Below are 15,040 nucleotides of genomic sequence, written 5' to 3'. Positions count from 1 at the left end.
AATAATAAGGATAAGGAGTGGGAGGTTTGCAAAAAAAAGGTTTAAATACTGGAAAGAAAAAAGGGAGTGACCGTTTAACGGGGTATGCTATGATTGCACCTTTTTTCATTCTGTTAATGCTTTTTGTTATCGTACCTATTGTGATTAATGTTATCCTCAGCTTTATGAACTATAATATGAGGGAAATTCACTTTGTTGGATTTACCAATTATATAGAATTGTTCAAGGATAAATTATTCGGGATTGCTTTCAAAAATACTTTGTTTTATACCGTGTTTAATGTTTTGTTTACAATGATTATCAGCTTTTTGCTGGCTGTATTTCTGAACCGTAATCAATGGATAACAAAATTTGCCAGATCATGTATGTACATTCCTTATGTAACATCTATGGTGGTGGCAGCTATGATTTGGCTGTGGATGTATGAACCTCATGGAGGCGTATTTAATGAAATATTGAAAGCCTTAGGATTACAGCCGGTCAACTGGCTGCTTCAGAAATCCACCGCACTTCCCTGTATCATTGCAATGAATGTGTGGAAAGGGATTGGCTATAATATGGTATTGTTTCTTGCGGCGCTTCAGGGAGTACCGACGGCTTTATATGAGGCGGCGTCAATGGATGGTGCAAAAGGATGGGCAAAAATCAGATATATTACAATACCGATGATACAGCCGATTATCTTTTTTATTTTTATTACAAATATTATTAATTCGTTTAATGTTTTTGAATCGGTAACTGTTATGACGAGCGGAGGGCCTTTAAATTCCACAACCACACTGGTTCATCAGATTTATACAAGAAGTTTTACAGAATATAAGCTTGGATATGGTTCTGCTATTGCAATGGTGCTTTCCATTTTTGTATTATTATTTACTTTCTTAAGTTTCAGATTTGGCAGCCAGAGTAATGATACGGGCAATTGAGGGGGATGAAAGACATGAAAAGGAGTACAGGCAGAAATGTTCTAAGAAATATTGTACTGATAATTCTATGTTTAATTATGTGCTTTCCATTTTTTATGATGTTAAGCACTTCGCTGAAAAGCTATACGGAAATTAAATCTCCTGTCTTTCATTTGTTTCCGGAAAGAATCCGATGGGAGAATTATGTGGAGTTGTTTCAGTCTGGCAGATGGGGCAGGTACTTTTTAAACTCATTTACTATTACCGCAATCAGTACGGCTGCAGCGGTTATCATTAATTCCATGGCAGGATATGCCTTTGCGCGGCTGCATTTTAAAGGCAGAGATACATTATTTGGAATAGCGCTGCTGGGAATGATCGTGCCTGCGCAGGTTACTATGCTTCCAGCCTATGTCATTATGAAATATATACCTTTTGCAGGAGGCAATAATATTTTTGGCATGGGAGGATCCGGACTTTTAAATACAACGCAGGGACTAATCCTGATTTATCTGTCTGGTGCATTCGGAGTTTTTCTATTCAGACAATTTATGCTTAATTTTCCGGATTCTCTGGATGATGCGTCCAGAATTGACGGATTATCCAGATTCGGTACTTATGTAAGAATATATATGCCGTTATCAAAGCCTGCAATTGCAACCATGGTGGTATTAAGAGCGACCGCAACCTGGAATGACTATATATGGCCGCTTCTGATGACGCAAAAAGACAAGTTTTATACAGTGCAGCTGGCGCTTTCCAGGTTCAGAAGTGAATCCGGAAATGAATGGCAGTATACGATGGCGGCAACTGCCGTAATTATATTACCAATTATTATACTTTTTTTGTTCCTTCAGAAATATTTTATTGAGGGAATTGCAACAACTGGATTGAAGGATTAATGGAGGAAATCAAATGAAAAAGGGAATTGCACTATTATTAACAGGCTGTATATTAATGTCCATGCTGACGGGATGTGGAAACAGTACGGATAATAAAACGGAAGAAGTCTCCGGACAGGGGAGACAGGAGGAGAATCAGGAACAGGTTCATCTGACATTTCTTACAAATGAAGCGGCAGGCGATGAGCAGCACCTTGAATACTATGAACAGCTTATTTCTAATTTTGAAAGCAAGAATCCGGGAATTACAGTGGAACTTCTGCAAGGAGGGGACTGGCAGGATATGGAGACAAAGCTGAATGCTGCAATGTTGAGCAATACCTATCCTGATGTAATTCTTTGTCCGTTGAATACCTTTGGACAAAGGGCAGCGCTGGGAGATTTTATGGATTTGTCAGAATATATTGAAGGCTGGGAGGATAAGGAGGATATATTTGACGCCAGCATTGATATTGGAAAATATCAGGGAATAAGCTATGGAATTGGAGGTTTTCCTGTTCCTGAGGTAGTTATGTACCGGAAAGATTACTTCAAAGAGGCCGGACTGGATCCGAATTCGCCGCCTGAAACATGGGAGGAGCTTTACGATTATGCGAAGAAACTGGTGGTTATGGATGACAGCGGAAATGTAGAAAGAGGCGGTTTTGACGTTCCCATATCGGATCCGAATGTTACTTTAATGGAAGTTTTTATGAGACAGGCAGGAAATAAAATTATCGATTCCGAAAAGGGAGAAATATGTATTGATCAGCCAAGTGCCATAAAAGCGATGGAATTTCTTAAGAAATTTATAGATGAAAAGCTAACGATTACATATCAGCGCGGGACAGATGATCCGGTATTATCCGGTAAAAGTGCAATAGGAATAGTTTATTTGGATTCCGCAAAAAAAATATTGGAGGAAGATCCTTCAATGAAAGATAAGCTGGGTTTCTTTCCTTATCTAAATGGAGGAGAGGAGGCTGCATTTACTGGATATCGTGTAATGGCAGTGAGCGAAACCTGTAAAAATAAAGAAGCAGCCTGGAAATTTGCTAAATATTTTTATAATTCAGATGAAATGTGGAACAGGTATGAGAAATTTGGAAATATTCCGGTTAGAGTATCTCTGTCAGATAAATATATTCAGGAAAATCCGGAATTGAATAAGGTGGTTATGGCAAGCGTGGAAAAGGGAACCGGAAGACCTGTAAGCGGATGGGTTTCTGTATTGACAAAATATGAAGTGCAGGCATATGAGGAGATTATGAACGGGGTCAAAGAACCGGAACAGGCACTGAAGGATGCGGCAGAAGCTGCCAGGGCAGAAATTGATTCACAGCAATAATAACGGGAGTATAGCGTAAAATGGGAAAAAAACCAAATATAATTATTGTGCTGGCTGATGATATGGGATTTTCTGATATAGGCTGTTTTGGCTCGGAAATACGAACCCCCTGTCTGGATGCTATGGCGGCTCAGGGAATCAGATACAATCATATGTATAACAATGCAAGATGCTGCCCGAGCAGAGCATCGCTGCTAACCGGATTATACCCTCATCAGGCCGGAGTTGGCCTGATGATGGAAAATCTGGGAATTAAAGAATATCAGGGTTATTTGAATGATTCATGTATTACTCTTGCCGAAGGCGTAAAAAGCGCGGGCTATCAGACCGGAATGATTGGGAAATGGCATGTGGGGGGAGGTTACCAGAAAACAAGAGAAGCATTGGAAAGGGCAGGAAAAAAGGGATATCCCACACCAATGCAAAGAGGCTTTGATTATTTTTATGGTACATTGGAGGGCGCGGGAAATTATTACAACCCGGTCACATTAATGGAAAATGGGGAATGGATTAATATCCGGCCTGAGGATAATTTTTATTATACGGAAAAAATAGGAGAGAAAGCATGTGAAGCTCTTGAAAGGTTCTCCGGAGATGATGCTCCTTTTTTCCTTTATGTATCATTTAATGCGCCACACTGGCCTCTGCATGCGAGAGAAGAAGATATTGCAGCCTATGAGGGCACTTATCTTGCCGGATGGGACGAAATAAGAAAACGAAGATATCAAAAGCAGTTAGAGATGGGAATTGTAAAGGATATCTGGGATATGTCTCCCCGGGACACCGGTTCTCCTGATTGGGATGAAATTGAGGATAAGGACTGGGAGGATATTAAGATGGCCGTTTATGCGGCGCAAATAGAAGAAATGGACAGAGCAATAGGAAAAATCAGGGAAAAGCTTACCCAGTTGGAATTAGTAAAGGATACTTTTATCTTATTTACATCTGATAACGGGGCATGTGCGGAAGAGCTTCCGGAGGATGGGTGGATCTGTAATTTTGCTTCTGAGAGGACACTTAATGGGGAAAAAGTTGAGATTGGTAATTTATCAAAGAGACGTCCCGGAAAAGAGGATACCTATATGAGCTACGGGCTTCCTTGGGCTAATGCCAGTAATACACCGTTCCGGCTTTTCAAGCATTGGATCCATGAAGGCGGTATTTCTGCTCCCTGTGTGGTTTCCTGGGGGGATAATATTAAGAATCCCGGAAGGGTAGAGGAAACTCCAATTCATTTTATAGACATTATGCCCACGATTCTTGAGCTTGCAGAAGCTGAGTATCCAAGGGAACGGAAAGGAACCCCGATTCATCCGGTTGCAGGGGAAAGTTTCCTCTCCAGTGTACGGGAAAAGTGGGAAAGAAAACGTCCGATTTTCTGGGAACATGAGGGTAACTGCGGAGTTCGGCTGGGGAGGTATAAGCTGGTCCGTTGTTATCCTGAGGATTTTGCGTTATATGATATGGAGCTGGACAGAACGGAGCTGCATGATATTTCAGGAGAACATCCGGAAATAAAAAAAGAACTGCTTAAGGCTTATGAAGAGTGGGCACAGGAAACTGGTGTAAAAAGCAGAGAGAAAATTCTTGAAATCATAAAGAACTCAGAAGTATAGAAAATCCCCCTTCCTCTTTCCATAATACAATGTTAGAATAAACTATCATCATTACATTTACAGAAGGGTATGGGGAAAGGAAGGGACAGGAAATGGAGAAAGTCGGTCTGACGAATACGGAGCTTCAGGTATCACAGCTGTGCCTGGGAACTGCGGATTTCGGGACGAAGAGGAGCCGGGAGGAAGCTTTCCGGCAGATGGATGTTTTCCTGGACGGCGGCGGTAATTTTATTGATACTGCTCATGTTTACGGGGATTGGGCCTGTGAGGAAAAGGGCTGCAGCGAGAAAGTGATCGGGGAGTGGCTGGCTGGTAAGAGGGATAAGGTGATTCTTTCCACTAAGGGCTGCCATCCTCCAATTAATGATATGGAATGTTCCAGAGTGGATGTACACAGTCTGCGTGAGGATGTGGAGGAGAGCCTTCGCTGTCTGAAAACGGATTATATTGATCTGTATTTTCTGCACAGGGATAATCCGCAGGTGCCGGCAGGGGAATTGCTGGAGGCGCTGGAGGATGAGGTCCGCAGAGGAAATCTGCGTTATTATGGATGTTCCAACTGGAGCCTGGGACGTCTGAAGGAGGCCGACAGGTATGCAAAGGAGCACGGCCTGAGAGGGTTTGCATGCAATCAGATGATGTTTGTTCTGGCGGATGTGGTTCCGGAAACGCTTGTGAAGCCTCAGCTTACCATTCTTGACGGGGAGTATTACCGGTATGAAAAGGAAACGCAGCTGTCTTTTATGGCTTATATGTGTATGGCGGGAGGATATTTTTCCAAACGTATGGCGGGAAAGCCGGTGTCCGCACAGCAGAAGGAGCGGTATCACGGGGATGCCAATGAAGCTATCCTGCGGAAGCTGAAGCTGTATGTGAGCGAGGGTTACCAGGTGACGGATTTCCTTTTCAGCTATGTGAAAATGGCAGGTTTTCCATCCATCCCCATTGCGGGTTTTGGCAGCGAGGCGCAGCTGAGGCAGGGGCTTGACTGTATTGACAGGGAGGTCCCGGAGGAAATAATGAAGGACCTGATTTCTTTGAAAAGAACACAGTCCTATCAATGGTAGGAGATTTTACAACCGGCAGTTGATTTCTGCCGGTTTTTCTAATGTCCCGTTATTTTCCAGGGATCCGGTTCGTGTTACAATAGGGCTGTAAAAATGGCAGTTAATAAAAATTGTATGCTCTTTCAGCATACGGATTGGAGCAGGATGGAACTACGGCTGGCAGAAAATATTGCAAGATTCAGGAAATCCAGGGGATATACCCAGGAGGAGCTGGCGAAGAGGCTGAGCATCTCTTCCCAGGCTGTTTCCAAGTGGGAAAATGCCCAGTCGCTGCCCGACATATCTCTACTTCCCGCACTGGCGGGGCTTTTGGAGACGGATATCGACACACTGATGGGATATATCCCGAAAAAGAAAGCGGTAACGCCTTATGAAGAGCGTTATAAAATTGAGGAATATTATTGGGGAACTATGCCCGGAGAAATGTGTCTGGAGCTTTTGCGCAGATGCTATCCCACCAGGCCGCTGCGGCTGCTTGAGGTGGGCTGCGGGGAAGGGAAAGACGCAGTCTTTTTTGCAAGAAACGGATATCAGGTAACAGCATTTGATGTGACGGAGTCCGGAATTGAGAAGGCGAAGCGGCTGGCAGATATCCATCAGGTGGAGGTTAATTTTTTCAGGGCGGATCTGCATGATTACCGGCTGGATGAGGAGTTTGATGTAATATACAGCTCCGGGGTTTTCCATCATATCCTGCCCGAGCTGCGCAGGGAAATCATGGAGAATTATATTGCTCATACTGCGCCTGGCGGCATGCATGCAATTAATGTGTTCGTGGAAAAACCGTTTATTCCCGTGCCGCCTGATTCGGACGGCGGGGAAAACTGGGTGTCCGGAGAGCTTTTTACCTATTACAGGGACTGGCTGCTTGAGGAATGTAGGGAGACAGTTTTTGATTGCCGCAGCGGCGGGATTGGGCATAAGCATTGTATGGATACTGTTTTTGCGAGGAAGCTGCCTGAGAACGGTGGTTTCTGAAAAATACTTTGAAAAAGCTGAGAAAAAGTATTTGAGAATAACCGGGAAGGGATGAGTTATGACTGATTTTATAAAGGAGACACAGAATGCGGTGCCGGGAGCGATCCGGCTGGAAACCGCGCGTATGATTCTCAGGGATCACAGGCTGGAGGATCTGGAAAGCCATCATGAAATGCTGTCTGATCCGGAGGTGATGTATTATCTGCCGGACATTATGACTCACAGCCTGGAAGAATCCCGACGGGATTTGGAAACCTCGGTCAGGGCGGTGACGGCACAGCCCAGGAGGGAGTATTTCCTGCGAATGGAGGAGAAGGGAACGGGAGAGCTGATAGGGGAGATCGGCTATACGGTTACGGAGGAGACACCAGTGGGAAAGCTGGTTCACGCCGGGTATTTCAGCAGGAAAAGGTTCTGGGGCAGGGGATATATGTCAGAGGCGTTTGCGGAGGTGCTGCGTTTTGCATTTGAGGAGAATGGGGTATTCCGGCTGACTACCGGCTGTGACCCGGAAAATAAAGGTTCCGAAAAGGTGATGAAAAAGTGCGGACTGATAAAGGAAGCGGATATGAAGAAAAAAGTCTGGATGCATGGGAAAATGAGGGATCGGGTGGAATACCGTATGCTGCGTGAGGAATGGGAGGTGGGCGGAAAACGGAGGTGACGGCGTAAAAAGAGGGATAAAATCCGGGACATAACAAAACAAAATCCGGGACAAACAGGTCCCGGCCATAAGTGCGGCGTGAACCGTAACAATATAGGACAAATCAGGAGGAAAACCAGAGCACGGTCTTGCATTTTTACAGTATCTTTGCTACCATAAGAACGGAATACTCCAGTGATGACAGGACAGACGACCATCACTATAATAAAAATTCGGCTGGTGAATGTAATGTATGCCGTTCCCTGGGCGGGGACGGAAACTGCAAATTTTAGGAGGAACTAATATGAGTAGCGAAATCAGAGACATTAACCTGGCCGAATCCGGCGAGCAGAAGATCGAATGGGTCAGAAGAAACTGTGATCTGCTTCGGATGCTGGAAGAGGAATTCAGCCAGAGCAAACCGTTTGCCGGGAAAAAAGTGACCCTTTCCGTCCATCTTGAGGCGAAAACCGCGTATTTGTGTAAGGTGCTGGCGGCAGGCGGCGCTGAAATGTATGTAACCGGATCAAATCCTCTTTCCACACAGGATGATGTGGCGGCGGCGCTGGTTAAGGCCGGGCTGGAGGTTCATGCCTGGTATGGAGCAACGGAAGAAGAATACAATGCACATATCCGTGCGGTACTGTCCGCAGGTCCTAATATCATCATTGATGACGGCGGGGATCTGGTGCATATGGTTCATACGGAAATGCAGGAGCTGATCCCCAATATCCTGGGCGGCTGCGAAGAAACCACCACAGGAATTATCCGCCTGGAGGCCATGAACAGGGCCGGGGACTTGAAGTTCCCTATGATCCGTGTCAACAATGCGCAGTGCAAGCACTTTTTTGATAACAGGTATGGTACGGGCCAGTCCGTATGGGATGGCGTGATGCGTACCACCAACCTGATTGTAGCCGGAAAGAATGTTGTGGTAGCCGGTTATGGCTGGTGCGGCAAGGGTGTTGCCATGAGGGCAAAGGGCCTGGGCGCCAAGGTGATTGTAACGGAAATCAATCCGGTGAGGGCTATCGAAGCGGTAATGGACGGCTTTGAGGTAATGCCCATGAAGGAAGCTGCCAAAATCGGCGATTTCTTTGTGACGGTAACTGGCTGTGACAAGGTAATTGATGAAGAGGATTTTGCTGTGATGAAGGAAGGCGCTATTCTGTGCAATGCCGGACATTTTGACTGCGAAATCGACATGGCGGGCCTTCGTAAAATCGCTGTGGAAACAAAGGAAATGCGTAAAAATATCATGGGATATAAGCTGCCTACCGGCCAGTGGATTTTCGTTCTGGCTGAGGGCCGTCTTGTTAACCTGGCAGCAGGAGACGGACATCCGGCGGAAATCATGGATATGAGCTTTGCTATTCAGGCTCTTTCCGCGAAATATCTGGTGGAGCATGGCCGTGAAATGACAGAGATGCTCATCGATGTGCCGGTGGAAATCGACGAGGATGTTGCAGCGAGAAAGCTGCGTTTTATGGGCAAAGAAATCGATACGCTGACTGCGGAGCAGGAGGCTTATCTGAATAAATCCCTGGTATAGGCGATAGTAAGATTTTAAATAGGTTAACACATATATTACAGAAGCATATATCATCAAAAAAGCCTGTCCTGGTTATAAAAAACCAGACAGGTTTTTTTATTCAAGCTTTGCGTCCGGTGCTTCTTTAGTCTCCTCAAGGGAAAAATAGTCAAAATATGCCGGAGGCACACAGGGCTGTCCTTTTCCTGTAGCGAACATTCCCACATATACACCGGTAAAACTGCGGCCAATTACCTCACAGGCCAGAAATCTGGTGGAGGCCGATGCGAGATAAATGGGCTCATGATCTCCTGAGTAATAAAAATGATAATGGCTGCGCGTCGCTTCAATGTGCAAAGTTACCTCACCGGCGGGAGCCGGGACACAGGCAGCAATTTGACAGAAATCGTCCGCTCTTTTCTCAACGCAGATGAAGCTTTGTCCATTCATCAGCCTTTTGGAAAGCTTATAGTAGAAGAGGTTGGTTGCCAGTATGAGAATACCGGCTTCTTGGTTTTCCTTTTGTGGACAGAAATCCATTTTGGCGCGGATCCGGCAACAGAAATACCGCTGCCGCCGCACAAGCAGGGCCGGGGACTCCAAATCGCTTATATCAAATGAATTACCGTATAGTGTAAGGCAGCTTTTTCTTTGAGCCAGGCAATAGCATTCCCTGTGTGGATTGCGCAGATAATTCCAACAATACGCAAGGCTTTCTCCATCAAAATGATCCAGGGAAATTTCATGCGGTACAGGAAACTGTACCAAGTCATGTCCGCAGGAATCCAGGCTTACGCATTTGCTCCCGTTTACAACTGGCCAGCCATCGTCGTTCCAGCTGACGGCTGAAAGAAAGGTCTCACGGCCGATATGGCTCATATATCTGCGGGCCAGGCGTATTCCCAGGTGAACCATCCACCAGTTACCATTGGCATCCTCCACCAAATCCCCATGTCCTATGCAATGGACGCCGGGGGTCTGCACAGGGATATTGGTAAGGATGGGATTGTGGGGACAGGATTCAAAGGGACCCCAGGGGGATTTGCTTCGGGCGATGGTTTCCATATGGGTAAACTGGGTGCCGCCCTCCGCTACCATGAGATAGTACCACCCGCCGATGGCATACAGATGCGGGGCCTCAGCCGCCCGCCCCCCTGTGCCTGTCCATAAAAACCGGATTTCGCTGATAAGCTTTCCTGTTTCCGGGTTGATTTCCGCCTGCGATATGCCGGACCGGCCATCCGATGCACCCAGGTTTGTTGTAAGATATACATGGCCTTTGTCAAAGGTCAGTGAGGGATCAATTCCTCCCATATCCACCCAGATGGGTTCGGACCATTCTCCGGCCGGATCCGTGGCAGTCACGTAAAAGTTCCCATGGCCGGTTACGTTTGTGCTGGCAACATAAAATATGCCTTCATGATAACGGATGGTGGGAGCCCAAATCCCTCCGGAGGGAGGGACATTAGTCAGGGGAATCTGGGAGGCTCGTGTAAGGCAATGACCAATCTGTTCCCAATGAATTAAATCCAGGCTGTGAAACACTGGGATTCCCGGAAAATATTCTGCGGAGCTGGTAACCAGGTAATAATCTTTGCCCACGCGGCAGACACTGGGATCCGGATAAAAACCAGGCAGGACAGGATTCTGATAATCCATATGAAAGCTCTCCTTTCGGGCAGAGAAATGTGGGAGTGATCAATAAAAAGCTTTTTTCAGAAGGACAAGTATTTTTCCTGATGTTGAAATACTTCTGCCATTTTCAATATATTTTCCGGGGGTACATCAAAGGACAGCGCGTGTGTCGGGGCCAGGATATAGCCGCCGCCTTCGCGAAGAATCCGGGAAACCCTTATAATTTCGTCACGGACACCTTCGGGGGTGGCATAAGGCAGACACTGCTGGGTGGATATCCCGCCCCAGAAGGTCAGATCCTTGCCGTAAAGTTTTTTCATTTCCGCGATATCATAGATTTCCGGCTGAAAGGTTTGATAGCAGTCCAGGCCGATTTCGATCAGATCCGGAAATATTTCGTGGCAGTCTCCGCAGGAATGCTGAATGACATATTTCCCCCCGGCTTTCACCCGCTGATAAAGTCTGGCCATCCGCGGCTTCAGAAAATGGCGCCAGTGATTTGGCCCCATAATAAGCCCTCTTTGCTGTCCCCAGTCATCACCGAAATAGACAGCGTCAACATCGTATTCCAGAGCCAAATCGATCATCGGAAGATAGTAATCACAGATGCGGTCAAATAATTCGTCCAGTTCGTCCGGGCAAATTAGCATACTCATCAGAACATTCTCCATCCCCATCAGACTCCAGGCCCGCTCAAACATACAGAAGCCGAACCCTGCCACCGTAAAACGGTCTCCGTTTTTGGCTACAAGCGCTTCATACTCCTGGCGAAGCCTTTTTTCATCAAATACGGGAAATTCGTAATGATAGTCCTCCAGGTCTTTTATCTGCGGCTTTTCCACAATGCCAATGTCCTTGTCCGCGCCGTTGCGGTTCCAGATAACACCGAATTCATCCTGAAAAAAACCGGGTTTTCCAGGCAGCTGTGTGGGCCATCCCCAATACTGGATGATATTGATGCAGCTGCCAATTTTCTCCTCGATTTCCTCATCTTTGGTGTAAGCGATCAGCTGATCCAATGCCTGTTTTGTGAAGTCCATGTGAAAAGGTATTGTTTCATGCTCCCGGTGCTCCAGTGCCTCAATAACAGCTTGACGTCTTGTCATAAAATCCTCCTTGCCCGCAGCGGGCGTTCGTTTTTAGCAGCTCCTTCAAAACGTCCGGGAAGCTGTTTTTAGTATTACCGTTTGTCGGAGAGGGGGTATACGGAATCTCTCAGGATCAGTTCACAGGGAAGCAGGCTGGTGTGTTCCACTTCCTTTCCGTCCAGCAAATCCAACAGAATTGTGGCAGCAAGTTTTCCTATGTCATAAAACGGAATCCGCAGGGTGGTGATAGCGGGGGTGCTGTAAGCGGAGCAGGTTCTGTCATCAAAGCCAATGACTGAAAGCTGCTCGGGCACCTGTCTGCCGCATTTGCGTCCGGCGGCGATAACGCCGCAGGCCATAGGATCGTTCATGGCAAAAATGGCGGTAGGAGGATCTGGGTAAGAGAGAAGTTTACAGGTCTGTTCAAAGGCAAGGTCATAGTTCCAGTCACCGGAAAGTATAAAATGAGGTGGAAGCACCAGTTCCGCATCTACCATGGCGGACTGGAAGCCCATAATACGCTGGTGGACAAATTCCTGTCCCAGATTACCCGTGATGATTCCCATACGTGTGTGCCCCTTGGAAATCAGATGCATGGCGGCCTGTCTTGCAGCCTCAAAATTATCATAATCCACACTATAATCGGTCCTGAGGGCGGAGCTGTAGGCAAAGACGACCGGGAGCTTAATCAGGGAACGGATATGGGCCACATTTTGGGAATTGGCGCCTATGTATATGACACCGCAGGCCCTGGAGGCTTCCAGTATGTGCAGGCTGGATTCCAATAGCTGGGTATCATAATCTTCGTGGCTGTAGGTCCTCAGATTGCATAGGTTTACCGTGAATCCCTTCTGATCCAGAAAGCCGCAGATAGCGTCAATAATGGGAGGCGTGCTGAAGGCGGCAACCTCTTCGGCAATAACACCTATGGATTTATAGCTGTTTGTCTTCAGATTCTTGGCTGCGATGTTGGGGACATAGTGCAGTTCGGCAAGAGCGGCAGTCACCCTGGCCTCCGTAGCCGGTGAAACATTTTTTGTTTTATTAAGTACATGGGAAACGGTTGCTATGGAAACACCGGCTAACCTGGCTACATCATGTATGGTAACCATAATTATCCTCCTCTGAAAGTTGATGCGTTATACGGAACAGTTTTATTTATTTTCAGTTCTTCTTTATTCTATCATAATTAAACGTTTACCACAAGCTAAGAAAAGGAATTAGAGTTTTTAAACAAAAAAAAGAAGCGTAAGGGCATTGTGAGAGATAAAAATCGTGCATAAATCACAAAAAAATAAAGAATCAGACTTGGCAATTGACATATTCAATAGGGTGTGATAACCTCTAACTAAGAAAAACGTTTAACTGTACCGAGAGTATAAAATAAGACATCAGACCAGTAAAATCCAGAAATATGCCTGTTTATAAAAATAATATACCAATAAAAAAGAAAAACGTTTAAAAGGAGGGGAAGTGCGTGTTTACGAAAAAGAAGGAGAAAGGAAATTTCAGAGAACTGCTTCTGCAGTACAGGAAAAATAAAGAACTATTTCTTCTATTTATTCCGGTGCTTTTGTTCTATATCATTTTCTGCTACATACCAATGGGCGGTATTGTGATAGCCTTTAAGGATTACAAGCTGATGCAGGGAATCTGGGGAAGTCCCTGGGTGGGGTTGGAGAATTTCAGAGAACTGTTCACAACGCCGAGTTTTTATGAAATCCTGGGAAACACTTTGTGGATCAGTATTCTCAGACTGGTATTCGGTTTTCCGGCGCCCATTCTTCTTGCCATTTTGCTCAATGAGGTGCGCCATGCCAGATATAAGAAGGTAGTACAGACCTTCAGTTATCTTCCGCATTTTCTGTCGTGGGTTATCCTGGCCGGCGTGTTCCAGCAGCTGCTGAGTCCGTCTACAGGAGCGGTTAACGCTCTGCTTGGAAAATTGGGAATTGACCCCATTTATTTTCTGGGGGATCCGAAATGGTTTGTATTTACAATTATTTTAACAGGAATCTGGCAGAGCATCGGATGGGGAACCGTTATCTATCTTGCGGCAATTTCAGGAATCGATCCGCAGCTGTATGAAGCGGCCATGCTGGACGGCGCGGGTAGATTCAAAAGAATTCTTTATATAACGCTCCCATGCCTGGCGCCGACAATAACCATTACATTGATTCTGAACACGGGCGGTATTCTGAATGCCGGCTTCGATCAGATTATGAACCTGTATAATGAGGCTGTCTATGAGGTGGGAGATATCATTGACACCTATGTATATCGAAGAGGTTTGGAAGGAATGCAGTACAGTTATTCCACTGCGGTCAACCTGTTTAAAAATGTGATTGGTTTGGGATTTGTTCTGTTTACGAATAAAATAGCCCAGAAGCTGGGCGATAATTCCTTATGGTAGGGGGTGAAAGGAAGATGAGCAGCAGTAAAAAAATAAAGCGGAGTGCAGGAGACAGGGCATTTGACTGGATTAACTATCTTTTCCTGGCGTTGTTTTCCTTAACGATTCTGTTCCCGTTCTGGAATCTGTTTGTACAGTCCGTAAGCTCTCCGGATTCAGGAGTTGTGGATGCCCTCCAGATGTGGCCAAAGAAATTTTCCGCTTTTAATTATAAGTATGTGCTCGCTAATAAATATATTTGGACTGGCTACAGGGAAACGCTGATTAGAACAATTGCAGGTACGGCGCTGAGCGTTACGCTGACAGCGATGGGCGCCTATGTGCTTTCCAAAAAAAAGCTGCCCAACAGGAATTTTTGGACTACTGTTGTCCTGATCCCCATGTTTTTTTCAGGCGGTATGATACCCAGTTATCTCTGGATGGTTAACCTTCATCTGATTGATAACCGTCTGGTACTGATACTGCCAGGGCTGATAAGTTCTTACAACCTGATAATTATGAGAAATTTCTTTATGTCCGTGCCGGAGGGATTGGAGGAATCGGCAATGATAGACGGTGCGGGAAGCATCCGGATTTTCTTTAGCATTGTCCTCCCGATTTCCAAGGCGGTGCTGGCTACGGTGGCCCTGTGGGTGATGGTAGGACACTGGAATGCCTGGTTTGATGCAACTATTTACATAAGAGATGCGAATAAGCTTCCTCTGCAGGTGGTTCTGAGAAGAATCCTGATGGAAGGAACGCAGCAGATGATGGATATGAACAGTACGGATACCAATCATGTTACGCCGGATACACTGAAGGCGGCAACTACCTTCGTATGTATGCTTCCCATTATGTGCGTGTATCCCTTTGTGCAGAAGTATTTTGTAAAAGGCGTTATTATAGGTTCCCTGAAGGGGTAGTAATCCGGAAAGCCGGAAAATTATAAAAAGGAG

At 45.8% G+C, this 15,040-nt stretch carries 13 protein-coding genes; 10 read left to right on the top strand and 3 right to left on the bottom strand.

The window, feature by feature from the left end; all coding sequences use genetic code 11:
* The first annotated feature begins 26 nt into the window (after positions 1–26).
* The 8 genes from HMPREF1548_RS03060 (at position 27) to HMPREF1548_RS03025 (ending at position 8,990) form a co-directional block, all read left to right on the top strand.
* On the top strand, positions 27–926 hold the full coding sequence (locus tag HMPREF1548_RS03060; RefSeq protein ID WP_025488108.1) for a carbohydrate ABC transporter permease: 900 nt from the start codon (positions 27–29) through the stop codon (positions 924–926).
* A gap of 185 nt (positions 927–1,111) precedes the next feature.
* Positions 1,112–1,807, top strand: a complete 696-nt coding sequence (locus HMPREF1548_RS03055; protein WP_242991279.1) for a carbohydrate ABC transporter permease — start codon at positions 1,112–1,114, stop codon at positions 1,805–1,807.
* 13 nt (positions 1,808–1,820) lie between these two features.
* Positions 1,821–3,134: an ABC transporter substrate-binding protein gene (locus tag HMPREF1548_RS03050; protein ID WP_021634258.1), complete on the top strand. Its 1,314-nt coding sequence runs from the start codon at positions 1,821–1,823 to the stop codon at positions 3,132–3,134.
* 20 nt (positions 3,135–3,154) lie between these two features.
* Positions 3,155–4,750: an arylsulfatase gene (locus HMPREF1548_RS03045; protein ID WP_021634257.1), complete on the top strand. Its 1,596-nt coding sequence runs from the start codon at positions 3,155–3,157 to the stop codon at positions 4,748–4,750.
* 92 nt (positions 4,751–4,842) lie between these two features.
* Entirely contained in the window at positions 4,843–5,817 is a 975-nt protein-coding gene (locus HMPREF1548_RS03040) for an aldo/keto reductase (protein ID WP_021634256.1), read from the top strand.
* Positions 5,818–5,961: 144 nt separating this feature from the next.
* A complete protein-coding gene (locus tag HMPREF1548_RS03035; RefSeq protein WP_035320840.1) occupies positions 5,962–6,795 on the top strand; it encodes a class I SAM-dependent methyltransferase in 834 nt (277 codons plus the stop codon).
* Between the two features lie 58 nt (positions 6,796–6,853).
* A complete protein-coding gene (locus HMPREF1548_RS03030) occupies positions 6,854–7,459 on the top strand; it encodes a GNAT family N-acetyltransferase (RefSeq protein WP_021634253.1) in 606 nt (201 codons plus the stop codon).
* A gap of 283 nt (positions 7,460–7,742) precedes the next feature.
* A complete protein-coding gene (locus HMPREF1548_RS03025) occupies positions 7,743–8,990 on the top strand; it encodes an adenosylhomocysteinase (protein WP_025488115.1) in 1,248 nt (415 codons plus the stop codon).
* Between the two features lie 96 nt (positions 8,991–9,086).
* Here HMPREF1548_RS03025 and HMPREF1548_RS03020 read toward each other — a convergent pair whose 3' ends face one another.
* The 3 genes from HMPREF1548_RS03020 to HMPREF1548_RS03010 all read right to left on the bottom strand — a co-directional run bounded on the left by HMPREF1548_RS03020 (position 9,087) and on the right by HMPREF1548_RS03010 (position 12,804).
* Positions 9,087–10,628, bottom strand: a complete 1,542-nt coding sequence (locus tag HMPREF1548_RS03020) for a glycoside hydrolase family 43 protein (RefSeq protein ID WP_021634251.1) — start codon at positions 10,626–10,628, stop codon at positions 9,087–9,089.
* Between the two features lie 56 nt (positions 10,629–10,684).
* Positions 10,685–11,710: a uroporphyrinogen decarboxylase family protein gene (locus tag HMPREF1548_RS03015; protein ID WP_021634250.1), complete on the bottom strand. Its 1,026-nt coding sequence runs from the start codon at positions 11,708–11,710 to the stop codon at positions 10,685–10,687.
* Positions 11,711–11,784: 74 nt separating this feature from the next.
* Positions 11,785–12,804, bottom strand: a complete 1,020-nt coding sequence (locus HMPREF1548_RS03010; RefSeq protein WP_021634249.1) for a LacI family DNA-binding transcriptional regulator — start codon at positions 12,802–12,804, stop codon at positions 11,785–11,787.
* 365 nt (positions 12,805–13,169) lie between these two features.
* Between HMPREF1548_RS03010 and HMPREF1548_RS03005 the strand changes: the two genes are divergently transcribed.
* On the top strand, positions 13,170–14,105 hold the full coding sequence (locus HMPREF1548_RS03005) for an ABC transporter permease (RefSeq protein WP_021634248.1): 936 nt from the start codon (positions 13,170–13,172) through the stop codon (positions 14,103–14,105).
* Positions 14,106–14,119: 14 nt separating this feature from the next.
* A complete protein-coding gene (locus HMPREF1548_RS03000) occupies positions 14,120–15,007 on the top strand; it encodes a carbohydrate ABC transporter permease (protein WP_035320839.1) in 888 nt (295 codons plus the stop codon).
* Positions 15,008–15,040: the final 33 nt, after the last annotated feature.

The sequence above is a fragment of the Clostridium sp. KLE 1755 genome (assembly GCF_000466465.2).
GTDB lineage: Bacteria > Bacillota > Clostridia > Lachnospirales > Lachnospiraceae > Eisenbergiella > Eisenbergiella porci.
The sequence above is the reverse complement of the archived record's forward strand: the minus strand, read 5'-3'. Positions and strand labels throughout refer to the sequence as shown.